The 24,254-nt window shown below is 62.2% G+C and carries 15 protein-coding genes; 12 read left to right on the forward strand and 3 right to left on the reverse strand.

All coding sequences use genetic code 11. From position 1 onward, the window contains the following. Nucleotides 1-112: 112 nt before the first annotated feature. The 10 genes from HX814_RS27940 to HX814_RS27985 all read left to right on the forward strand — a co-directional run bounded on the left by HX814_RS27940 (nt 113) and on the right by HX814_RS27985 (nt 17,448). The gene (locus tag HX814_RS27940) at nt 113-1,477 is read left to right on the forward strand and encodes an APC family permease (RefSeq protein ID WP_177010002.1); all 1,365 of its coding nucleotides are present in this window, start codon (nt 113-115) and stop codon (nt 1,475-1,477) included. 9 nt (nt 1,478-1,486) lie between these two features. Next, nucleotides 1,487-2,587: a P1 family peptidase gene (locus HX814_RS27945; protein ID WP_003217115.1), complete on the forward strand. Its 1,101-nt coding sequence runs from the start codon at nt 1,487-1,489 to the stop codon at nt 2,585-2,587. 364 nt (nt 2,588-2,951) lie between these two features. Then, nucleotides 2,952-4,400 carry a serralysin family metalloprotease gene (locus HX814_RS27950; protein WP_003217113.1) on the forward strand — a complete coding sequence of 483 codons (1,449 nt, stop codon included), beginning with the start codon at nt 2,952-2,954 and terminating at the stop codon, nt 4,398-4,400. A 74-nt stretch (nt 4,401-4,474) separates the two neighbouring features. Beyond that, nucleotides 4,475-4,843: an AprI/Inh family metalloprotease inhibitor gene (locus HX814_RS27955; protein WP_158213549.1), complete on the forward strand. Its 369-nt coding sequence runs from the start codon at nt 4,475-4,477 to the stop codon at nt 4,841-4,843. A 104-nt stretch (nt 4,844-4,947) separates the two neighbouring features. After that, a complete protein-coding gene (locus tag HX814_RS27960; RefSeq protein ID WP_134326662.1) occupies nt 4,948-6,699 on the forward strand; it encodes a type I secretion system permease/ATPase in 1,752 nt (583 codons plus the stop codon). Continuing rightward, the gene (locus tag HX814_RS27965) at nt 6,696-8,030 is read left to right on the forward strand and encodes an HlyD family type I secretion periplasmic adaptor subunit (protein ID WP_134326661.1); all 1,335 of its coding nucleotides are present in this window, start codon (nt 6,696-6,698) and stop codon (nt 8,028-8,030) included. Before HX814_RS27960 ends, HX814_RS27965 begins: the two co-directional genes overlap by 4 nt. Before the next feature lie 2 nt (nt 8,031-8,032). After that, nucleotides 8,033-9,370, forward strand: a complete 1,338-nt coding sequence (locus tag HX814_RS27970) for a TolC family outer membrane protein (protein ID WP_003217106.1) — start codon at nt 8,033-8,035, stop codon at nt 9,368-9,370. Between the two features lie 215 nt (nt 9,371-9,585). Beyond that, a complete protein-coding gene (locus HX814_RS27975; RefSeq protein ID WP_177010003.1) occupies nt 9,586-12,543 on the forward strand; it encodes an autotransporter serine protease in 2,958 nt (985 codons plus the stop codon). 184 nt (nt 12,544-12,727) lie between these two features. Further along, nucleotides 12,728-15,838, forward strand: a complete 3,111-nt coding sequence (locus HX814_RS27980) for an autotransporter serine protease (RefSeq protein WP_177010004.1) — start codon at nt 12,728-12,730, stop codon at nt 15,836-15,838. A gap of 179 nt (nt 15,839-16,017) precedes the next feature. Beyond that, a complete protein-coding gene (locus HX814_RS27985; RefSeq protein ID WP_177010005.1) occupies nt 16,018-17,448 on the forward strand; it encodes a lipase in 1,431 nt (476 codons plus the stop codon). Between the two features lie 205 nt (nt 17,449-17,653). On the opposite strand, the gene HX814_RS27990 is transcribed toward HX814_RS27985, so the two are convergent. Then, entirely contained in the window at nt 17,654-17,878 is a 225-nt protein-coding gene (locus HX814_RS27990; protein ID WP_003217100.1) for a YgdI/YgdR family lipoprotein, read from the reverse strand. Nucleotides 17,879-18,066: 188 nt separating this feature from the next. Between HX814_RS27990 and HX814_RS27995 the strand changes: the two genes are divergently transcribed. Further along, nucleotides 18,067-19,716: a VRR-NUC domain-containing protein gene (locus HX814_RS27995; RefSeq protein WP_177015440.1), complete on the forward strand. Its 1,650-nt coding sequence runs from the start codon at nt 18,067-18,069 to the stop codon at nt 19,714-19,716. Further along, nucleotides 19,713-22,001: an ATP-dependent DNA helicase gene (locus HX814_RS28000; RefSeq protein ID WP_177010007.1), complete on the forward strand. Its 2,289-nt coding sequence runs from the start codon at nt 19,713-19,715 to the stop codon at nt 21,999-22,001. Before HX814_RS27995 ends, HX814_RS28000 begins: the two co-directional genes overlap by 4 nt. Here the strand turns inward: HX814_RS28000 and HX814_RS28005 are convergent. Beyond that, nucleotides 21,961-23,169, reverse strand: coding sequence for a serine hydrolase (locus HX814_RS28005; protein ID WP_177010008.1), 1,209 nt, complete (start codon nt 23,167-23,169; stop codon nt 21,961-21,963). The two genes, HX814_RS28000 and HX814_RS28005, sit on opposite strands and share 41 nt — an antisense overlap. 58 nt (nt 23,170-23,227) lie before the next feature. Further along, complete coding sequence (locus HX814_RS28010) at nt 23,228-24,187, reverse strand: oxidoreductase (protein WP_177010009.1); 960 nt, start codon at nt 24,185-24,187, stop codon at nt 23,228-23,230. Between the last annotated feature and the right edge of the window lie 67 nt (nt 24,188-24,254).

Raw genomic sequence — 24,254 nt, forward strand, 5'->3', positions numbered from 1 at the left:
GCCGATCTACACAGAGTGTTTAAGTTGGCCGTCAGTCAGTGGGGAACATACCCTGCGCCGCTTCACCTTTTCGTTTCTGCCTCAAACCAAGAACAATCAAGAGGATAACGATATGAGTGCTCCTTCCACGCCCGACGGCGTGCTGAAACCCACCCTGAGCGTATTCGATGTAGTGGCCATCACCGTCTCGGCGGTCACCCCGGCCAGTTCAGTGTTCGTGATTGCGCCGTTTGCCATCCAGCAGGCCGGCAGCGGGGTGTTCCTGGCCTTTGTGATGGCCGCCTTGCTCGCGCTGATGTTCGCCTTTTGCTACGCCGAACTCGGGCGTGCCCACAACAGCGCCGGCGGCGAATACGTGTATGCCAAGCGGGTGTTCGGCGGCATGGCCGGCTACGCGACATTCCTCACGGTACTGGTGATGCTGCTGTTTATCCCGCCGGTACTGGCCACCGGGGCGGCGACTTACCTGAATAACGCCCTCGGCACCCAATTCGATTCGCAAACCGTGGCCCTGGTGATTGTGGTGTGCAGCTACGCCCTGGGTATCCTCAATATCAAGCTGAATGCCTGGATCACCGGCACCTGCCTGCTGCTGGAAGTGGCGGCGTTGCTGGTGATCGTGTTTATCGGCTTCGGCAACCCGGTGCAGCCGGTCAGCGTGCTGTTGCAACCGCAAATCGTCGAGAACGGCGTGCTGCACCTGGCGCCCTGGGCGCTGGTCATCGGCGCGGTGGGCATCGGCCTGTTCTCGTTCAATGGCTACGGTCCCGCCGTATTGCTGGCAGAAGACATGAAGTGCGGCGGCAGGGGCGTGCACAAGGCAGTGTTGTGGTCCCTGGGCCTGGTGGTGGTCATCGAGCTGGTGCCGATCACCGCCATGCTGATCGGTGCGCCATCCCTCAGCGCGATGATCAGCAGCCCCGACCCGATCGGCTACCTGCTGACCAGCCACGGCAACGAAACCCTGTCGCGGCTGGTCAGCGCCGGGATCTTCCTGTCGGTGTTCAACGCCATCGTCGCCATCGTCATCCAGATTGGCCGGGTGGTGTTCAGCAGCGGCCGCGATGCGCTGTGGACACCCACCATCAACAAACTCTTCACCCGGATTCATCCACGCTGGGATTCCCCGTGGTTGGCTACGCTGTTCCTGGCGGTCCCTTCGGCATTGCTCAGCTTCAGCTCCAACCTGGCGGACCTGACGTCTTTCAGCGTGCTGCTGATCATGCTGGTGTACCTGATCGTGGCGTTGAGCGCGTTGATGAGCCGGGTGTTGCTGCGTGACCGCGAGCACCCGTATCGCATGCCGTTGTGGCCGGTGCCGGCCTTGCTGGCGGTGCTGGGCGCCGGCTACCTGTTGGTGACCCTGGCGATTGCCGCCTCGGTTCGCGACATCATGATTATCATCGGCCTGTTGGCACTGTCGGTGATCCTGTATTGCATCAGTGGCCGGTTGAGTCCGGCGTTTCAGAAACTGTAAGGAGTGGTTATGCGTGCACGTCAATTGGGCATCACCTTGGGACTGGGCACACCCGGTGAGTTGAATGCCATCACCGACGTTCCAGGGGTTCGGGTCGGCCACAGTACGATCAAGACCCGCATCGACGGCAAACAGGTACGTACCGGCGTGACGGCGATCCAGCCCCGGGCCGGTGCCGCGCGGTATCAGCCGTGTTTTGCCGGCTACCACGTGCTCAACGGCAATGGCGACGCCACGGGCCTTGAGTGGATCAGCGAATCGGGGTTGCTGACCACGCCGCTGGCGATCACCAACACCCACAGCATCGGGATTGTGCGCGACACGCTGATCGCCCTGGAGCGCGAAAGCCTCGAAGACCCCGCCGTGTACTGGTGCATGCCAGTGGTGATGGAAACCTACGACGGCTTGCTCAACGATATCTGGGGCCAGCACGTCGGCCCGGAGCATGTGCGCGAGGCGCTGGCCAACGCCGAATCCGGGCCGGTGGCGGAGGGCGCCGTGGGCGGCGGCACGGGGATGATCTGCCATGAGTTCAAGGGGGGCATCGGTACCGCGTCACGGCGCTTGCCGGCGGAGCAGGGGGGCTGGACCGTCGGTGTGCTGGTGCAGGCCAACCATGGCAAGCGCCAGGAACTGCGCGTGGATGGTTACCCGGTAGGCCGGCAATTGATGGACATCCCGTCACCCTTTGCCGATCGCGGCACACCCGGCATGGGCTCCATCGTGGTGATCATCGCCACCGATGCGCCGTTGCTGCCCCATCAATGCCAGCGCCTGGCACAACGCGCGTCCATCGGGATTGCGCGCACGGGTGGCGGTACCGAGGACTCCAGCGGGGACCTGTTCCTGGCGTTCGCCACCGGCAATCAGGATTTGCCGGTGGCCGACTACGGGCGCAAGGGCTCGCCCCTCAGCACAGCCCTGCAAATGGTCAATAACGACCACATTTCACCGCTGTTCAGCGCGGCGGCGGAGGCCGTGGAAGAGGCGATCATTAATGCCATAGTGGCCGGCGAAGACATGACCACCGACCAGGGTGTGCGGGTGCCCGCGCTGGATGCCCACACGCTCCTGCAGGCATTGCGCCAAACCGGCTGGCGCGGCCAGTAAGTAAACTAAGTCTTGTCCCGGTAATACGGGACAAACACTTAAATAGTGGCTATTCAATACTAACAATGACACGGTGACACTTTCTTAGTGCACCTCAGTCAATACTTTGGATCCATTCGTGGCTAAATGTCTTTAGGAGTATTTAATATTTAAATAGCTGGATTTTAATAACGCGCTATTTACCAGTGTTTGCAGGTTTTGTTCACCGGCCCAACTTTATCCTTGGATAAAAACCGCTGGACGAATGATTTCAGGTTGTGTCAGTTTTCTTTCGCCTTCAAAAGGGGCGAGTGATCGGACTTACTCGCCAGAGTGGGTCCGGTCGGACAAAAACTGTTCCACTTGCAAACAAGGAAGTACGTTTATGTCAAAAGTAAAAGACAAAGCTATTGTGTCGGCGGCTCAAGCAAGTACCGCTTACACCCAGATCGATAGCTTTAGCCATCAATACGACCGCGGTGGCAACCTCACGGTCAATGGCAAACCGTCGTTCACCGTTGACCAGGCCGCCGACCACCTGCTGCGTGAGAACGCCGCGTACCGGGACGTGGATGGCAACGGCAAGATCGATCTCACCTACACCTTCCTGACTTCGGCTTCGAACGCGACCATGAACAAGCATGGGATCACCGGGTTCAGCCAGTTCAACACCCAGCAGAAAGCACAGGCCGTACTGGCCATGCAATCCTGGGCCGATGTGGCCAATGTCACCTTCACCGAGAAAGCCTCGGGCGGTGACTTCCACATGACCTTCGGCAACTACAGCGGCGGCCAGGACGGCGCAGCGGCCTTTGCCTACCTGCCAGGCACCAACGCCAAGTACAACGAAAGCGGCCTTGACGGCACTTCCTGGTACCTGACGAACAACAGTTACACGCCGAACAAGACCCCGGACCTGAACAACTATGGCCGGCAGACCCTGACCCACGAAATCGGCCACACCCTGGGCCTGGACCACCCTGGCGACTACAACGCCGGGACCGGCAACCCTTCGTACAAAGACGCGGACTATGGACAGGACACGCGTGGCTACAGCGTCATGAGTTACTGGAGCGAGAGCAACACCAACCAGAACTTCAGCAAAGGTGGGGTAGAAGCCTACTCGTCCGGCCCGCTGATCGACGACATCGCCGCGATCCAGAAGCTCTACGGCGCCAACTACAACACCCGTGCCGGTGACACCACCTATGGCTTCAACTCCAACACCGGGCGTGATTTCCTCAGCGCCACTTCATCGGCCGACAAGCTGGTGTTCTCGGTGTGGGACGGTGGCGGCAACGACACCCTGGACTTTTCCGGTTTTACCCAGAACCAGAAGATCAACCTTAATGAAACCTCGTTCTCCGACGTTGGCGGCCTGGTGGGCAACGTTTCCATCGCCAAGGGTGTGACCGTGGAGAACGCCATCGGCGGTTCGGGCAACGACCTGCTGATCGGTAACGCAGCCGCCAACGTCCTCAAGGGCGGTGCCGGCAACGACATCATCTTCGGCGGCGGCGGTGCAGACCAGCTGTGGGGCGGCTCAGGCAACGACACCTTCGTGTTCGGCGCCAGCTCCGACTCCAAGCCGGGTGCGGCCGACAAGATCTTCGACTTCACCTCGGGTTCCGACAAGATCGACCTCACCGGCATCACCAAAGGTGCAGGCCTGACCTTCGTCAACGCGTTTACCGGTCATGCCGGCGACGCGGTGCTGTCCTACGCTTCGGGTACCAACCTGGGCACATTGGCCGTGGACTTCTCCGGGCACGGCGTGGCGGATTTCCTCGTCACCACCGTTGGCCAGGCAGCCGTCAGCGACATCGTGGCCTGATACACGCGTAAAGGAGGGTGGCGCACACGCGCCGCCCTCTGCCCTTGCATCCACCCCATGAACGGGCGAAGGTGATGACGCTATTTCGCAGTACCGTGGCCTGGAGTTTCCAGGTGTTGCTTATGTCGGCAGGAGCCACAGCAATGGCAAGCAGTCTGGTTTTACCTACTTCCGCGCAGTTGGCCGGGCATTGGGCGCTGCATCAGCAAGAGCAGGTGTGCGCACTGGATTTGATTGAGCAGGCTAACGCGTTGGGGGGCGATGTGGAGTGCGCCGGACAATGGCTGGGGGAAGCCCCCGTTAGTTGGACGCCTACTCCCGATGGTATTTGGCTGATGAATGCCGAAGGCACCGGCATAACCCATTTGAATCGCCAGAAAGAAGGCGAATATGAAGGTCGCGCAAAAACCGGCGCGGTATTGATATTACAACGCGCACCGTAATAGTTCGTTATATCGATATAACCCGATTTTAATGTTTGCCCGCCCCTTATTGGGGCGCTCGGTAAACTATTGCGCGTCATTCGGCTCAGGGAAGATCAGGCAACATGGCGAAGACCACTCCCGTTGCACCATTGTTCAAGGCACTCGGCGACTACAAAAGTATTCTGATCAGTATTGGCTGTTTCACGGCATTGATTAACGTATTGATGTTGGTGCCGTCGATTTATATGTTGCAAGTCTACGACCGCGTGCTGTCTTCACAGAACGAAACCACCCTGGTGATGTTGACGCTGATGGTGGTGGGGTTCTTCGCCTTTATCGGTGTGCTGGAGGTGATCCGCAGCTTTATCGTGATTCGCATCGGCAGCCAGTTGGAGCGGCGTTTCAACCTGCGGGTCTACAAGGCCGCTTTCGAGCGCAACCTGCAACGGGGCGAAGGCCATGGCGGGCAATCCCTGGGGGACCTGACCCACATCCGCCAATTCATCACCGGGCCTGCGCTGTTCGCGTTTTTCGACGCGCCGTGGTTTCCGATCTATCTGTTCGTGATTTTCCTGTTCAACGTATGGCTTGGGGTCCTGGCCAGTGCCGGTGCCGTGCTGCTGATAGCCCTGGCGTGCCTTAACGAATACCTGACCAAAAAGCCTCTGGGTGAAGCCAGCGGTTATTCCCAGCAATCCACCCAATTGGCCACCAGCCATCTGCATAACGCCGAAACCATCCAGGCCATGGGCATGCTCGGTGCATTGCGCAAGCGCTGGTTCAAGGTGCATTCGCAGTTCCTGGGCCTGCAGAACAAGGCCAGCGACACCGGCTCGATCATCAGTTCCCTGAGTAAATCCCTGCGCCTGTGCCTGCAATCGTTGGTGCTGGGCCTGGGTGCGCTATTGGTGATCAAGGGCGACATGACCGCCGGGATGATGATCGCAGGCTCCATTTTGATGGGCCGGGTGTTGAGCCCCATCGACCAGTTGATTGCCGTGTGGAAGCAATGGAGTTCGGCCAAGCTGGCCTACCAGCGCCTGGACAACCTGATGCGCGAGTTTCCGCCCCAGGGCGAGCAGATGGCCTTGCCGGCGCCCAAGGGCAATGTGAGTTTCGAGCAAGTCAGCGCAGGCCCGCCGGGGCGACGTGTGCCGACCTTGCATCAAGTCAGCTTCAACCTGACTGCGGGCGAAGTGCTCGGCGTGCTGGGTGCTTCCGGCTCCGGCAAATCAACCCTGGCCCGCGTGCTGGTGGGCGTATGGCCAACCCTGGCGGGCACCGTGCGCCTGGACGGAGCCGACATTCATCGCTGGGACCGCGACGACCTCGGACCGCATATCGGTTATCTGCCCCAGGACATCGAACTGTTCAGCGGCAGCATCGCCGACAACATCGCGCGCTTTCGTGAAGCCGACCCGGAGCGGGTGGTGCAGGCCGCCCAACAGGCTGGTGTGCACGAATTGATCCTGCGCTTGCCCCACGGCTACGACACCGTGCTCGGCGACGAGGGCAGCGGCCTGTCCGGTGGGCAGAAACAACGGGTCGCCCTGGCCCGCGCGCTGTACGGCGGGCCACGCCTGATCGTGCTCGACGAGCCCAACTCCAACCTCGACACCGTGGGTGAAGCCGCCCTGGCCAGCGCGATCATGCAGATGAAAGCCCAGGGCAGCACGGTGGTACTGGTGACTCACCGTTCCTCGGCGTTGGCCCAGGCCGACAAGCTGCTGGTGCTGAACGAAGGTCGTTTGCAGGCATTTGGTCCGAGCCAGGACGTGCTGCGCGCACTGTCCGGCCAGCAGGAAGCACCACGAGAAAAGGCCGGGGTCAGCCTCAGCCGTCAGTATCAAGCCGGAAGGAATCCAGGCGCATGAGCAGCGACAGCAGCATTCAAATCAACCGCGATTACGAACAGACCCATCCCGAGCACGACGCGCGTTTCTTCGCCCGCATGGGCTGGCTGCTGACGGTGGTCGGCGCCGGCGGGTTTTTCCTCTGGGCCAGTCTGGCGCCGCTGGACCAGGGGATCCCGGTACAAGGCACGGTGGTGGTCTCGGGCAAGCGCAAGGCGGTGCAAACCCTGAGCCCCGGCGTGGTCAGCCGGATCCTGGTGCGTGAGGGCGAGGCGGTGAAGCAGGGCCAGCCGCTGTTCCGTCTCGACCAGACGCAGAACCAGGCCGACGTGCACTCCCTGCAAGCCCAGTACCGCATGGCCTGGGCCAGCGTGGCACGGTGGCAGAGCGAGCGGGATAACCAGTCGACGATCACCTTTCCGCCCGAGCTGAGCGGCAACCCGGATCAAGCCCTGGCACTGGTCCTCGAAGGCCAGCGTCAACTGTTCAGTAGCCGCCGCGAAGCCTTTGCCCGGGAACAGGCCGGGATTCGCGCCAGTATCGAAGGCGCTACGGCGCAACTGAACGGCATGCGTCGCGCCCGTAGTGACCTGACGGCCCAGGCGCAATCCCTGCGAGACCAGTTGAACAACCTGCAACCCCTGGCCGACAACGGCTACATCCCGCGCAACCGGCTGATGGAATACCAGCGCCAGTTATCCCAGGTGCAACAGGACCTGGCGCAGAACACCGGCGAAAGCGGGCGGGTGGAGCAGGGCATCCTCGAATCGCGCCTCAAGTTGCAGCAGCACAGCGAGGAGTACCAGAAGGAAGTGCGCAGCCAACTGGCCGACGCGCAGCTGCGCAGCCTGACCCTGGAGCAACAATTGACCTCCGCCGGTTTCGACCTGCAGCACAGCGAGATCAACGCGCCCGCCGATGGCATCGCGGTCAACCTGGGCGTGCACACCGAAGGCGCCGTGGTGCGTGCCGGTGAAACCCTGCTGGAAATCGTGCCCCAGGACACCCGCCTGGAAGTCGAAGGGCGCCTGCCAGTGCACCTGGTGGACAAGGTCGGTGCGCACTTGCCGGTGGACATTCTCTTCACCGCCTTCAATCAGAGCCGCACGCCGCGGGTGCCGGGGGAGGTGAGCCTGATCTCCGCCGACCAGATGCTCGACGAAAAAACCGGCATGCCTTACTACGTGCTGCGCACCACCGTCAGCAGCAGCGCCCTGGAGAAACTCCATGGCCTGGTGATCAAGCCGGGGATGCCCGCCGAGATGTTCATCCGCACCGGCGAGCGCTCCTTGCTCAATTACCTGTTCAAGCCGCTGCTGGACCGCGCCGGCTCGGCATTGACCGAGGAATGAGCATGAAGCCGATGTTCATCGCCTTGCTGCTCGCCTGCGGCAGCGCCCAGGCCGCCATGGGCCCGTTCGATGTCTACGAACAGGCCCTGCGCAACGACCCGGTATTCCTCGGCGCCATCAAGGAACGCGACGCCGGCCTGGAAAACCGCACCATCGGCCGCGCCGGCCTGCTGCCCAAGCTCTCGTACAACTACAACAAGGGCCGCAACAACTCCCAGGCCACCTTGCCCGACGGGCGCGGCGGCAATTATCACGATGACCGCAACTACAACAGCTATGGCTCCACGTTCACCCTGCAACAGCCGCTGTTCGACTACGAAGCCTATGCCAACTACCGCAAGGGCGTGGCCCAGGCACTGTTTGCCGACGAGAGCTTCCGCGACAAGAGCCAGGCGCTGCTGGTGCGGGTGCTGACCTATTACACCCAGGCGTTGTTTGCCCAGGACCAGATCGACATTGCCCGCGCCAAGAAAAAGGCCTACGAGCAGCAGTTCCAGCAGAACCAGCATCTGTTCCAGCAGGGTGAGGGCACCCGCACCGACATCCTGGAAGCCGAGTCGCGTTATGAGCTGGCGACTGCCGAGGAAATCCAGGCGCTGGATGAACAGGACGCCTCGCTGCGCGAACTCGGGGCGCTGATTGGCGTGCAGAGCGTCAACATCAACGACCTGGCGCCGCTGAACCCGGGTTTTGCCGCCTTCACCCTGACCCCGGCCAATTACGACACCTGGCACGAACTGGCGCTGACCAACAACCCCAACCTGGCCTCGCAACGCCAGTCCGTGGAAGTGGCGCGTTATGAAGTGGAGCGCAACCGTTCGGGGCACCTGCCACGCATCACGGCGTATGCCAGCTCGCGCCAGCAGGAATCCGACAGCGGCAACACCTACAACCAGCGCTACGACACCAACACCATCGGCATCGAAGTCAGCATGCCGTTGTATGCCGGTGGCGGCGTCTCGGCTTCCACCCGCCAGGCCAGCCGCGCCATGGAGCAGGCCGAGTACGAACTGGAAGGCAAGACCCGCGAAACCCTGATCGAACTGCGACGCCAGTTCAGTGCTTGCCTGTCGGGCGTCAGCAAGTTGCGGGCGTATCAAAAGGCGCTGACTTCGGCTGAAGCGCTGGTGGTCTCGACCAAGCAAAGCATCCTCGGGGGCGAGCGGGTCAACCTCGATGCGCTGAACGCCGAGCAGCAGTTGTACAGCACCCGTCGCGACCTGGCCCAGGCACGGTACGACTACCTGATGGCCTGGACCAAATTGCATTACTACGCGGGCAACTTGCGTGACACCGACCTGGCCAAGGTGGACGAGGCGTTTGGTCCTGAGAGCCGCTGATGCCTGGACGAGTAGCACTTGGTGCAAGGGAGCTTTGGTGGCATGGGCGCTTGTTTTGGCAAGGGAGCTTTCTGTGGCAAGGGCGCTTGTTGTGGCGAGGGAGCTTGCTCCCGCTGGGCTGCGTAGCGGCCCCAAGATCTTGGGAGCGCTGCGCACTCCAGCGGGAGCAAGCTCCCTCGCCACAGGTATTTCAACAATAAGAAAAGGGACTCTTCATGATCACTGGTTCACCTTGCTTCAAACCCTTCACCGCAGGCTCCTTGCTGCTGCTGTCAGTGGCGGCCCACGGGCAGTACATCGAAGCCGGAAAAGTCGGCGACCCCGGCAGTTGGCGCACCGCCGAGTTCCAGAGCGACTGGGGCCTGGACCGGATGAAAGCCAACGAGGCCTATGCGAGCGGCATCACCGGCAGTGGCGTGAAGATCGGCGCCCTGGACTCGGGTTTCGACCCCAACCATCCCGAAGCCTCAAAAGACCGCTATCACGCGGTCACCGCCAGTGGCACCTATGTCGATGGCAGCCCCTTCACGACCACCGGCGCGCTCAACCCAAACAATGACTCCCACGGCACCCACGTGACCGGCACCATGGGCGCGGCCCGCGATGGCGTGGGCATGCACGGCGTGGCGTACAACGCGCAGATCTACGTCGGCAACACCAACGCCAGCGACAGCTTCCTGTTCGGCCCCACGCCAGACCCCAAGTACTTCAAGGCGGTGTACAGCGCGCTGGTGGATTCCGGCGTGCGCGCGATCAATAACAGTTGGGGCAGCCAACCCAAGGATGTCAGCTACCAGACCATTGGCGACCTGCACGCTGCCTATGCCCAGCACTACAACCAGAACACCTGGCTGGATGCCGCTGCGGAGGTGGCCAAGGCCGGGGTGATCAACGTGTTCAGTGCTGGCAACAGCGGCTACGCCAACGCCAGCGTGCGTTCGGCCTTGCCTTATTTCCAGCCGGAGCTGGAAGGCCACTGGCTGGCGGTATCGGGCCTGGACAAGGCGAACAACCAGAAATACAACCAGTGCGGCATCGCCAAGTACTGGTGCATTTCCACCCCCGGGGCGTTGATCAACAGCACCATTCCCGATGGCGGTTATGGGGTGAAATCCGGCACCTCGATGTCGGCGCCCCATGCCACCGGCGCACTGGCGCTGGTGATGGAACGCTATCCATACCTGAACAACGAACAGGCCTTGCAGGTGCTGTTGACCACGGCCACCCAGCTCAATGGCGCGGTCACCGATGCACCGACCACTCAGGTCGGCTGGGGCGTGCCGGACCTTGGCCGAGCAATGCACGGGCCCGGGCAATTGCTCGGGCCGATGAATGTCACGTTGGCGGCCGGGCAGGGCGATGTGTGGAGCAATGCGATCTCCGACAAGGCGCTGATCCAGCGTCAGGCCGAAGACAGCGCCGAAACCCTGGCCTGGCAGCAAACCCTGCGCGACAAGGGCTGGGAGAACGGCGTGGGCGCCGGCGCGAGTCAGCAGGACCAGACGGACTATGCCGTAGGCACTGCCCGTGCTGCAGCCGCGGCCCAGCGTATCTACGAAGGCAGCCTGACCAAATCCGGTGCGGGCAGCCTGATCCTGGCGGGCGAAAACACCTACCGTGGCCCGACCACCGTGAATGGCGGCCGGTTGGCGGTGAATGGCTCGCTGACGTCCGCGGTGACGGTCAATGACAGCGGCACGTTGGGCGGCTCCGGTCGCATCGCGGCGTTACAGGTCAATAGCGGCGGCACCGTGGCGCCGGGCAATTCCGTGGGCACCTTGCAGGTGGCCGGGGATGTAAACCTCGCCGCCGGCTCCACCTATGCGGTCGAACTCACCCCCACCACCAGCGACCGGATTGTCGCCACGGGCAAGGCAATCCTCGGCGGCGGCACCGTGACCCTGGCCCTGGAAAACAGCCCGACCCTGCTCAGCCTGCAACAGGCGGAAAGCCTGGTGGGGCGCCAGTACAACATCCTCCAGGCGGCTGGCGGGATCCAGGGCCAGTTCGGTGCCGTGTTGCCCAACTACCTGTTCCTCGGCGGCACCCTCGACTATGCCGCCAACGGTGTGCAACTGGGCATTGCCCGCAGTGATGCGAGTTTCGCCAGTGTCGGTGCCACTCGTAACCAGCGTTCGGTGGCGGCGGCCGCCGAGCAGTTGGGCGCCGGTAATCCGGTGTACGAAAGCATCCTGCGGTCAGACTCGGCAGCCACGGCGCAGTCGGGTTTCCAGCAGCTGTCGGGAGAAATCTACCCGGCCATCGGCACAATGCTGATCAATGACAGCCGCCAGGTACGCGATGCCGTGGGCGAGCGCCTGCGCCATACGCCGGTTACCGGTGAGAGCAACGTGTGGGTCAAGGCGCTCGGCAGTTGGGGCAAGACCGACAGCCGCAGCGACACGGCAGGCTACACCAGCTCACTGGGCGGCATGCTGGCCGGTGTCGACGGCGCGCTGGACGAGCAGACCCGTGCCGGTCTCGTGGCCGGTTACAGCGACAGCTCGCTGAACATGGGCAGCGGCACGCATTCATCGGCGTCCATCGACAGCTACCACCTCGGCGCCTACGCCGGGCATGAGCTGGGCAATTGGCGCTTGAACGTCGGCGGTGCCTACAGCTGGCATCGCGGCGACGTGAAACGCGACTTGCAGTACGGCGAAGTCAGCGGCAAGCAGAAGACCAAGCTGGATGCGCGCAGTGCCCAGGTATTTACCGAAGCGGCCTACCGTTTGAACGTGTCCTCGGTGGCGCTGGAGCCGTTCGCCAACCTGGCTTACGTGCATCTGGACAACGAACGCTTTCACGAGAAGGGCGACGCCGCCGCGCTGGAGCGTGGCAGCGATAGCCGCGATGCAGTGCTGAGCACCCTGGGCCTGCGGGCGGCAAAAACCTTCCCCCTCAATGACCGCCAGCAACTGGACGTTTCCGGCTCGCTGGGCTGGCAGCACAGCCTGAGTGCCGTTGAATCCGAAGAGCACCTGGCGTTTGTCGCCGGAGGGCCGTCGTTTGCGGTGCAAAGCTCGCCGTTGATGCGCGACGCGGCATTGGTGGGCGTGCAGGCGAGCCTGGCGTTGAGCAAAAGCACACGGGTCAACCTCGACTACACCGGCCAATTGGCTGGCCGGGAAAAAATCCAGGGTGTGGGGTTGAGCCTGAACTGGCAGTTCTGAGCAAGATCCTGAGACCGAAAGAGGTCAACTGTGGGAGCGGGCTTGCTCGCGAATGCGGTGTGTCAGTCGACGCACCTGTAACTGAGCCACCGCATTCGCGAGCAAGCCCGCTCCCACATGGGGTCGGCGACGCTTGGGAGAAACGTGATTTATACAAGTGCAATAAAAACTAAGGAAGGTCACCGTGAAAAAAGCAAAACGAGGGTTTCAATCCGCCATCCCAACAGGCCCGGGCTACCCGCTCAAGGCCCTGAGCTGCGTGCCATACGGCGCGTTGCTGTGTTGCCTGGCCAGCCTGGGTACCGCCCAGGCCGCACCCTACGTGGAAACCGGAAAACTGGGAGATGCTGCCAGTTGGCGCAGTAATGAATTCAAGGCCGATTGGGGCCTGGGCGCCGTGCATGCAGATGCCGCCTACGCCGCCGGCTACACCGGCAAGGGCGTGAAGCTGGGGATCTTCGACCAGCCGGTGTATGCCCAGCATCCGGAATTCGCCAGCCCCGGCAAAGTCGTCACGATCGTGACCGAAGGCATTCGCCAATACACCGACCCGTACATCCCGGTGAAGGCCGGGGATGCGTTTCGCTACGACGGCACGCCTTCCCTGGGTTCCAACGGCAAGCTCGGCAATCACGGCACCCACGTAGGCGGCATCGCCGCGGGTAACCGCGACGGCGGGCCAATGCACGGCGTGGCGTTCGATGCGCAGATTATCAGCGCCGAAAACGGTGACCCGGGCCCCGAAGACGGGATTATCCTGGGCAACGACGGTGCGGTCTACAAAGCCGGTTGGGACGCGCTGGTGGCCAGCGGCGCACGCATTATCAACAACAGCTGGGGCATCGGCATTGGTGACCAGTACGCCAAGGGCGGCCGAGATCCGGCATTCCCCAACTTCACGGTCAATGAAGCCCAGGCCCAGTTCAATAACATTCGGCCGATCCTTGGGACGATCGCAGGTGGCGCTTATCAGGGCGCCATTGATGCGGCCCGCAGCGGCGTGCTGACGATCTTTGCCGCCGGCAACGACTACAACCGCAACAACCCGGATGCGATCTCGGGCCTGGCGTACTTCGTGCCGGAGATTGCACCCAACTGGCTGTCGGTGGCGGCCTTGCAACAGAATCCCGACACCGCCAGTTCCGATCCTTACGTAATCAGTACGTTTTCCTCGCGCTGCGGGTATGCCGCCAGCTTTTGCGTCGCGGCCCCTGGCACCAAGATCTACAGCTCGGTGATCAACGGCACCTCCCTGGAAAACCTGACCACCGACTACGCCAATTTCAACGGCACCTCCATGGCCGCGCCGCATGTGGCCGGCAGTGCAGCGGTGTTGATGGAGCGCTTCCCGTACATGAGCGGCGACCAGATCTCCACGCTGCTGAAAACCACCGCGACCGACCTCGGCGCACCGGGCATCGACTCGCTGTACGGTTGGGGCATGATCAACCTGGGCAAGGCCATCAACGGCCCGGGGATGTTTGTGACGGCTGAGGATATCCCGGCGGAGTTTCGTATCGACGGCGCCTACGGCTCCGGCCAGTTTGTCGCAGACCTGCCAGGGATTGGCGCCGTGGTGGATGCCGGCAAACCGACCCAGCGCACGTGCACCGATGTGCATTGCGGGCTGGATGTGTGGAGCAACGATATCTCCGGGCATGGCGGCCTGACCAAGCAGGGCATTGGCGCGCTGGTACTGACCGGCACCAACACCTACAGCGGCCCGACCCTGGTCAACCAAGGGTTGCTGGCGATCAATGGCTCGATCACCTCCGACGTTACCGTCAGCAGCAGCGGCGTAGTGGGTGGTTCCGGGCGCATTGGTTCGCTGACAGCGAACAGCGGCGGTACCGTGGCGCCGGGCAACTCCATCGGCACCCTGAACGTGGCCGGGGATGTGAGCTTCGCGGCGGGCTCCACCTATGCGGTGGAGTTGTCGGCCACCAACAGTGATCGCATCGTCGCCGGTGGCAAGGCCACCCTCAGCGGCGGCACGGTGACCCTGGCCCTGGAAAACAGCCCGACGCTGCTGACCCAGACCCAGGCCGAAAGCCTGATCGGTCGCCAGTACAACATCCTGCAGGCTGCGGGCGGGATTACCGGCAGCTTCGGTTCGGTGCTGCCCAACTATCTGTTTATCGGCGGTACCCTGAACTACGCCGCCAACGGCGTGCAACTGGATGTGGGGCGCAATGCCAACACCTTTGCCAGTGTGGCCGCCACCCCGAACCAACGTTCGGTGGCCGCTGCTGCCGAGCAGTTGGGCGCGGGCAACGCCGTGTACGAAAGCCTGTTGCTGGCGCCGAATGCGGCCTCGGCCCAGGGTGCATTCCAGCAGCTGTCCGGGGAAATCTACCCGGCGCTGGAAACCGCGTTGGTCAATGACAACCGCTACCTGCGCGAAGCCGTGGGCGAGCGTTTGCAGCAAGGGCAAATGGGCGCATCGAGCCAGACCGTCGACAGCCGTGGCAACGTCTGGGTCAAGGCGTTGGGCGCCTGGGGCAAGACCGACAGCGGCAGCGATACGGCGGGCTACACCACCTCCATCGGCGGCATGCTGGCGGGTGTGGACGGCGCGTTGGATGAAGACACCCGTGTAGGCCTGGTGGCGGGGTACAGCGATACATCGCTGAACATGGGCAGCGACACCCATTCCCGGGCATCGGTGGACAGCTATCACCTGGGTGCGTATGCCGGGCATGAAATCGGTGCCTTGCGCTTGAGCGGTGGTGCGACCTACAGCTGGCACCGCGCCGATGTGAAGCGCGAGCTGCAATACGGTGAAGTCGCCGGCAAGCAGAAAGCCAAGGTGGATGCCCGCAGTACCCAGGTGTTTACCGAGGCGGCGTATCGCCTGAACCTGCACCCCCTGGCCCTGGAACCGTTCGCCAACCTGGCGTACGTGCATCTGGATGCCGATGGGTTTACCGAGAAGGGTGATGCGGCGGCCTTGAAGGGCCGGGATGACAGCCGCGATGTGGTGTTGAGTACCCTGGGTGCTCGAGCGCTGAAAACCTTGAATATCAATGACCATCAGCAACTGGAGCTTTCCGGCACCCTGGGTTGGCAGCACAACCTGAGCAGCGTCGATTCCGAGCGGCACCTGGCGTTTGCCTCGGGCGGCCCTTCGTTCACTGTGGAGAGTTCGTCGATGGTGCGTGATGCGGCATTGGTGGGGGCGCGGGTCAGCCTGGCGTTGAGCAAGGAGGCGAAGGTGAATCTGGATTACAACGGCCTGCTGGCCAGCAAGGAGAAAGTCCATGGGGTGGGTTTGAGCCTGGACTGGGCTTTCTAAACACCGCAGTTGGAAATGTGGGAGCGGGCTTGCTCGCGAAAGCGGTGTGCCAGTCGGTGGATGGGTTGACTGATCCACCGCCTTCGCGAGCAAGCCCGCTCCCACATTGATCCGGTTCCAATCGTCCATTTGTGCAGATTCGGCTTTCTCGACAATTCCAACAAAAGAGAGGCAATACCATGGGTGTTTTCGACTATAAAAACCTCGGCACCGAGGGCTCCAAAGCGTTGTTCGCCGATGCCATGGCGATCACGCTGTACTCCTATCACAACCTGGACAACGGCTTTGCCGTGGGTTACCAGCACAACGGTTTTGGCCTGGGGCTGCCCGCCACTCTGGTGGGGGCGCTGCTGGGCAGCACCGATTCACAGGGGGTGATTCCGGGCATTCCCTGGAACCCGGATTCGGAAAAAGCCGCCCTCGAGGCGGTCAACAAGGCCGGCTGGACGCCCATCAGCGCCAGTACCCTGGGCTACGGCGGCAAGGTGGACGCCCGGGGCACGTTCTTCGGTGAAAAGCCCGGCTACACCACCGCGCAGGTGGAAGTGCTGGGCAAGTACGATGGCGACGGCAAGCTGCTGGAAATCGGCATTGGTTTTCGCGGGACTTCGGGGCCTCGGGAAACCTTGATCAGCGACTCCATCGGCGATCTGGTCAGCGACCTGCTGGCGGCGCTGGGGCCCAAGGATTATGCGAAAAACTACGCCGGCGAAGCCTTCGGCACCTTGCTCAAGGATGTCGCGGCGTATGCCGGCAGTCATGGGTTGACGGGCAAGGACGTGGTGGTCAGCGGCCATAGCCTGGGTGGCCTGGCGGTCAACAGCATGGCTGACCTGAGCGGTAATAAATGGTCGGGGTTCTACAAGGACTCCAACTATGTGGCTTATGCCTCGCCAACCCAGAGTGCCGGCGACAAGGTGCTGAACATCGGTTATGAAAACGACCCGGTGTTTCGCGCGCTGGACGGTTCGTCGTTCAACTTCTCGTCACTGGGCGTGCACGACAAGCCCCATGAGTCGACCACGGACAATATCGTCAGCTTCAACGATCACTACGCGTCGACGCTGTGGAATGTCCTGCCGTTTTCCATCGTCAATGTTCCCACCTGGCTTTCTCATTTGCCCACCGGGTATGGGGATGGCATGACGCGGGTCCTGGACTCGCAGTTCTACGACCTGACCAGCCGGGACTCAACGATTATCGTGGCCAACCTGTCGGACCCGGCCCGGGCCAATACCTGGGTGCAGGACCTCAACCGCAATGCCGAGCCGCACAAGGGCAACACGTTCATCATCGGCAGTGATGGCGATGACCTGATTCAGGGTGGCAAGGGCGTGGATTTCATCGAGGGCGGCAAGGGCAATGACACTATCCGCGACAACAGCGGGCATAACACCTTTCTGTTCGGCGGGCAGTTTGGGCAGGACCGGGTGATTGGTTACCAGTCCACCGACAAGCTGGTGTTCAGGGACGTGGAGGGCAGTGCGGACTGGCGTGACCATGCCAAGGTGGTGGGGGGCGATACCGTGCTGAGCTTTGGCGCGGACTCGGTGACGCTGGTTGGCGTTGGGCTCGCCGGGGTTTGGGGCGATGGGGTTTCCATCGGCTAAGTAGCGCCACGGATTGATCGTTCCCACGCTCTGCGTGGGAACGCCGCCCCGGACGCTCTGCGTCCAACGGCCAACCCACGGTTTACGTCTTGCGTAGTGGTGACGCGGAGCGTCACGGGATGCATTCCCACGTAGAACGTGGGAACGATCATTGCAAAGAAACGATCATGGCAAAGAAAAGTGGGAGCCGACGGGCTCCCACTTTTTATTTCTCCTTCATCACGGTCGCGACGTCATCGGCCTTGACGCGAATATGCTTGCCGGCGATATCGGTGAATTCGTAGAAGCCATCGGCGGTTTTCGCGTTGGGCACGTCCTTGGTCAGGTATTGAGTGCCGTTCTGCAACGTCACCACCGTCTGCGTGGAGCAACCGGCCAATACCAGCAACGTCAACATACCCACCGCCAGACCCAAATTCTTCATGCTCATAACCCTTACCCTGATCCTTCGAAAACCCCGCACCTGAGCGGTCGGGGGAGACTCATTTAATGTGGCTGACAGCCATCTGATCATTATTACGCAAAAAGTTGCGTGTGCCTTTGATCTATTACTGATTGCAACAGTCGGTCAGGGACGGCACTCTGTATGCATAAACAGTGGTTGATCCAGTGCCTGAAATGTCCAATCCCCTAGAAGATCCGCTCTATTACCTGCATAACTTCCGCCAAGTGCTCGCCTGGCTGGGGCAGCGTTATGCCGATTTGCTGGCCCCGGACGAAGAGCATTTCATTCAGCAATTTGACAGCTTGCCGCAGGCATCCCAGGCGTTACTGGTACGCATGGTGATGCGCAAGGGCGCGCATTTCCGGGCGGGCAAGCTCAACTATGTCGAGATCGGCGCGGTACACGAGGCGGTTGTGCCTTTGCTGGAACAGGGTTGGGTGACGGATCAATGCCTGTTGTCGTTCGCCGAGTTGTTCGGCCTGTTGCAGAAAGCGGAAATCCTGGCGGCGTTCAAACCCTGGATCGAGCAACCCAAGGCCAGGAAGGCGGACTGGCTGGAAACGCTGTCAACGCAGTTTTGTGAACTGCGTCACTTCCAGCACTGGTGCCCGGACCTGGCCGATCAGCTTTACAGCCTCACCGTGATGGAACTGTGCGACCGCCTGCGCCTGATGTTCTTCGGTAATCTCTATCAGGACTGGTCGGAATTTGTGCTGGCGGACCTGGGGATCTTTACCTACGAGAAAGTCGAATTCTGCGCCGAATCCCGCGGTTTGCGCAGCCGTGACGATGTGCACGGCTTCCTGTTCCTGCATCAGTGCCAGCAGGCCTTTGAAGCGGGCGAGGCACTCGATGGCGTGCTGGAACAAATCGCTACCTTGCACACCGACAACCCCTGGCTGGAGAAACGTCGGGCCAAGTTGTTGTTCCAGGTGGGCCAGTATTGTGAGCGCAGCGCCGAGTTGGCCCTGGCAGAAGCTATCTACCGGGGCTGCACCTATCCCGGCGCACGGGCGCGGCTGATCCGGGTGCTGGAGCGCCAGGAGGATTTTGCCCAGGCGATGGGGCTGGCCCGTGAGGCGCAACAGGCCCCGGAAAGCGCTGCCGAACAGCAGCACTTGCTGCGCGTGATACCCAGGCTGCGACGCAAGCTCGGCGAGCCGGCGCTGCCCAGGGCAAAACCCCGCGAGATCGTGCGCCTGGACCTCGAACTGCCGGCTCCGGAACCGATGATGTCGGTGGAGTATTGCGTACAGGCGCACCTCAGCGACGATGGTGCACCCGTGCATTACGTCGAGAACAGCCTGATCAATTCGCTGTTTGGCCTGCTGTGCTGGCCGGCGATTTTCGCGCCGTTGCCGGGGTCGTTTTTCCACCCGTTCCAGCGCGGGCCGGTAGACCTGCACAGCGAGGATTTTCATCTGCGGCGCGCCGAGCTGTTCGCCGAGTGCCTGGGCCAACTGGACGATGGGCGCTACAAGCACACCATTCGCCAGCGTTATGTAGACAAATGGGGCATCCAGTCACCCTTCGTGTTCTGGAACGTGCTCAGCGAAGAACTGCTCGACCAGGCCCTCGACTGCCTGCCAGCGGCGCACCTGCGCCACTGGTTCGAACGCCTGCTGCTGGATATCCGCGCCAACCGCGCCGGCATGCCCGACCTGATCCAGTTCTGGCCCGAAGAAAAAACCTACCGCATGATCGAAGTCAAAGGCCCCGGTGATCGCCTGCAGGACAACCAGTTGCGCTGGCTGGAGTTCTGCGGCGAACACCAGATGCCCGTCACTGTGTGTTATGTGCGCTGGGCGGGGCAGGCCGCTTGAGCTACAGCGTTGCGGTGCGTGCGTTATGTGAATTCACCGCCAAGGTCGGCGACCTCGACCTGCGTTTTACCCCGTCTCCCAGTGCCCAGGAAGGGATTGTCGGCCACCGCACCGTGGCCTCGCGGCGCAGCGCCCATTACCAGAATGAAGTCGCGCTGGAGGGCGAATACCAGCAGTTGAAAGTCCGGGGCAGGGCGGATGGCTACGACCCGGACCGCAACCAGCTGGAAGAGGTGAAAACCTATCGCGGCGACCTGGACAAACAACCGGCCAACCACCGGCAACTGCACTGGGCCCAGGTCAAGGTCTACGGCTGGTTGATGTGCCAGAAGCTCGGGTTGTCGGAGATTGTCCTGGCGCTGGTGTACTTCGACATTGTCGGCGAGCACGAGACGCTGCTCAGCCAACGGTTTCAGGCTGACGACCTGCAGGCATTCTTCGTGCAGCAATGCACCCTGTTCCTCGGCTGGGCCGAACAGGAAATGCACCAGCGCGAAGCCCGCAATGCCGCAGCGGTTGCCCTGGGCTTTCCCCATGCGGCGTTTCGCCCGGGCCAGCGCGCCCTGGCGGAAACGGTCTACAAGGCGGTCAGCACCGGCCGCTGCCTGATGGCCCAGGCGCCTACCGGAATTGGCAAGACCGTCGGCACGATTTTCCCGATGCTCAAGGCCATGGCATCGCAACAGCTGGACAAGGTGTTCTTCCTGACCGCCAAGACCCCGGGCCGCAAACTCGCGCTGGATGCGGCGCAGGTGCTGTATGACAGCAGCCCCGATCTGCCATTGCGGGTGCTGGAGCTGGTGGCGCGGGACAAGGCCTGCGAACACCTGGACAAAGCCTGCCACGGCGACTCCTGCCCACTGGCGAAGGGTTTTTATGACCGCTTGCCGGCGGCCCGCGAAGCTGCTTCCCGCGTGCGCCTGCTGGACCAGCGCAACCTGCGGGAAGTCGCCTTGGCCCATGACGTCTGCCCCTATTACCTGAGCCAGGAAATGGCACGCTGGGCCGACGTGGTGGTCGCCGACTACAACTATTACTTCGACTTCGGCGCCATGCTGTTCGGCCTGGCCCAGCTCAACCAGTGGCGCGTCGCGGTGCTGGTGGACGAAGCCCACAACCTGGTGGAGCGTGGCCGCTCGATGTACAGCGCGGCCCTCGACCAGTACACGCTCAAGACCCTGCGCGAGATCGCACCCGAGCCGCTGAAAAAGCCGCTCCAGCGCCTGAACCGTGAGTGGAATGCCCTGCACAAGGAGCAAGTGGCGCCTTATCAGGCCTACGCCCAGAAACCCGACAAACTGCTGCAGGCGCTGAGTCTGTGCACCAGCGCCATGGGTGAATATTTCAACGACCATCCCGAAGCACTCAATGGCGAACTGCAAGCCTTCTACTTCGAGGCGTTGCAGTTTGCCAAGGTCGCCGAGCTGTTCAACGAACACTTCATTTTCGACATCAGCAAACGCGAACTCAGCGGCAAGCGCAGTTCATCAAACCTGTGCCTGCGCAACGTGGTGCCCGCCGAATTCATTCGGCCCCGGCTGACAGCGGCCCGCAGCAGCGTGTTGTTTTCCGCAACACTGAGCCCGCGGCACTACTACGCGGACTTGCTGGGAATGCCGCCCGACACGGCCTGGGTGGATGTGGAATCACCGTTCAAGGCCGAGCAGCTGCGGGTGCATATCGTCGACCGGATCTCCACCCGGTTTGTGCATCGCCAGGCGTCCCTGGAGCCCATCGTCGAGCTGATTGCAGCGCAGTTTGCCCAGGCGCCGGGCAACTACCTGGCGTTTTTCAGCAGTTTTGATTATCTGCAGCAAGTGGCGCAATTGCTTGCCGAGCGACACCCGCGCATCCCGCTGTGGCAGCAATCACGGGGCATGGCCGAGGCGCAGCGCCAGGGGTTTCTCGACCAGTTCACCCAGCACAGCCAGGGCATCGGTTTCGCCGTGCTCGGCGGGGCATTCGGCGAAGGCATCGACCTGCCGGGCACCCGGCTGATCGGCGCGTTTATCGCCACCCTGGGCCTGGCGCAACTCAACCCGGTGAACGAGCAGCTCAAGCTGCGGATGGGCGCGATTTTCGGCGCCGGTTATGACTACACCTACCTTTATCCGGGCATCCAGAAGGTGGTGCAAGCCGCGGGCCGGGTGATCCGCAGCCAGCAGGACCGAGGGGTGGTAATGCTGATTGATGACCGGTTTGGCGAAGCGCGGGTGCGGCAGTTATTACCGCGCTGGTGGTCGATCACTGCGGCGGATACACCGCATCCCGCAACTGGTGGGTGAACTGGCCGGACATGCCTTCGTAAGCCGTATTGGTCAGTGCCACCACCGTAAGCTTCTGCTGCGGGTCGACAAACCAGCTGTGACCGTAGGCGCCGCCCCATTCAAAGGTGCCCCGGGATTGCGGTGTGCCTGTCAACGCCGGGTCATCCAGCACCGCCCAGCCATAACCGAACCCCCAGCCCGGGTCCTGGGTTTGCGCCTTGGCGCCGACCGAATCGGTGACCATCAACTGCACGCTGTGTGCCGACAGGATCGGAGCGCCGCCCCGGCGAATGGTTTCCAGGAACCGCGCAATATCACCTGCCGTCCCGGCCATGCCTGCGCCGCCGGAAGGGTAGGCCTGGGGATCGAGAATCCGCCGCACATCAAACAGCGCGGTGCTGTTGCCCGAGGTGATCGTGGCCTTGTCGACCATGCGCAACGGCTGTGGCGAGCCATCCTGATAGGCGGCGGACAGGCGTTTTATATCCGTCACGGAAAACCCGGTATCGCTTAGCCCCAGTGGTTCGGTCACCGAGTCGCGGAGCAATGCCGGCAGGCTCTGGCCGGACGCCTTTTCCAGCACCGCACCCAGCACATCGGTGGCCATCGAATACTGCCAGCGGGTACCCGGCGGGTAACTCAAGGGCACGCTGGCGATGCGCTTCAGGTTCTCGGCAAAGCTGATTTCCGGCTCGCCCAAACCATCGGAAACCCCGGCGGTGCGGTAGGGTCCGTGCGGGCTTTCCAGAAATCCATAGCTCAGGCCGGCTGTGTGGTTAAGCAACTGGCTGACGGTGATCACCGGGATGGTGCCATCCGCCAGCTTGGGATTGAAGTCGGGCAGCCAGCGGCTGACCGGATCGTCCAGGCCCAAGCGACCTTGTTCCACCAGGTGCATCGCGGCGGCGGATACCAGCGGTTTGGTCACCGATGCCAGGCGAAAGATCGTGTCCTCTGTCATCGGGCGCCCGTCTTCGCGGTCCGCCAAGCCGGCAGCACGGTGATAAACCAGCTGCCCGTCCCGCAGCACCAGCACCACGGTGCCCACCAGGCGATTGTCGGCAATGGCGCTGTCGACCACCGCATCCACGCGCTTGGCGAGCAGCGGGTCGTGGCTGTCGGCGCAGGCGAGGGTGGCGCAAAGGGAGGCGGCAAGGGGCACGAGGTATCTGGCAGGAGGCTGCATGGTTCAGGTCGCTCATTGGCAGTGCATGACTGCCAAATATGAACGCTGGGGTCCCGGACTACAACGTGACATTGCACAACTGCTGACTCACTGCCCATAAGCGTTCGGCGTGCTCCGGGTCGACAGCCCAGGGTCTTACTCCGTTGCGCCGGGTGTCATCCTGCGACGAAGCGGCCACATCGCAATCTTCGCAGTAGAGTCCGCCCATGCCCTCCAGTTGCGAGCTGACAGCGCACCACACCGAGGTCGCGGCGCCTTGCTCGGGGCTCTTGTAGTGACTGGCGCGGCGGATATTGCCGTGCTCATCCAGTGCGCCGACGAATGCCAGGTCGTCCTTGTCCAGGTAGCGGATCAAGTCGGTGAGGATTTCCCCCGGGTGCACGGAAAATGCGCGCACACCCTCCGCTTTACCTCGTCGGTCCAGTGCTACCGCGAACAGTGCGTTGGCGGTTTTTGATTGGCCGTAGGCGAGCCACTTGTCATAGGGGCGGTGTTCAAATTGCGGGTCATCGAAATGCACAGGGCTGAGACGATGGCCGAGGGATGATACCGAAACCACTCGTGCGCCATTAGCCTCACGCAGCGCCGGCCACAACCGCGCGGTTAGCTGGAAGTGGCCCAGGTGGTTGGTGGCGAACTGCGCTTCGAAACCTCGCGTATCCCGTTGCAGTGGTGTGGCCATGATTCCGGCGCTATTGATCAGAAGGTTCAATGCCCGGTCGCTGGCGAGGAAGTTTTCGGCAAAACGGTCGATGGAAATCGGGTCGAGTAAATCCAGGCTGGCGTGTTCAACACCGATGATGCCCGAGAGGTTGCGTTCGGCCTTTTCAGGATCCCGCGCGGGAACGATCACCTGCGCACCCGCGTCGACCAACACGCGAACCGTTTCCAGGCCAATGCCAGAGTAGCCACCGGTGACAATCACCGTCTTGCCTCGCAAATCGCTGCCCGCCAAGGCTTGCTGGGCGGTAGTGCCGGCATCGAAGCCGCTGCCAATTGGGGTTTGTTTGTCAGCCATGAAAGATCTCCTTATGGGAGGCCTAGAGTCTCTCGCTGGAGCCCGGACGCGGAATGCCCTAGAGTCC

This window comes from Pseudomonas sp. C8002 (assembly GCF_013385765.1).
Lineage (GTDB): Bacteria > Pseudomonadota > Gammaproteobacteria > Pseudomonadales > Pseudomonadaceae > Aquipseudomonas.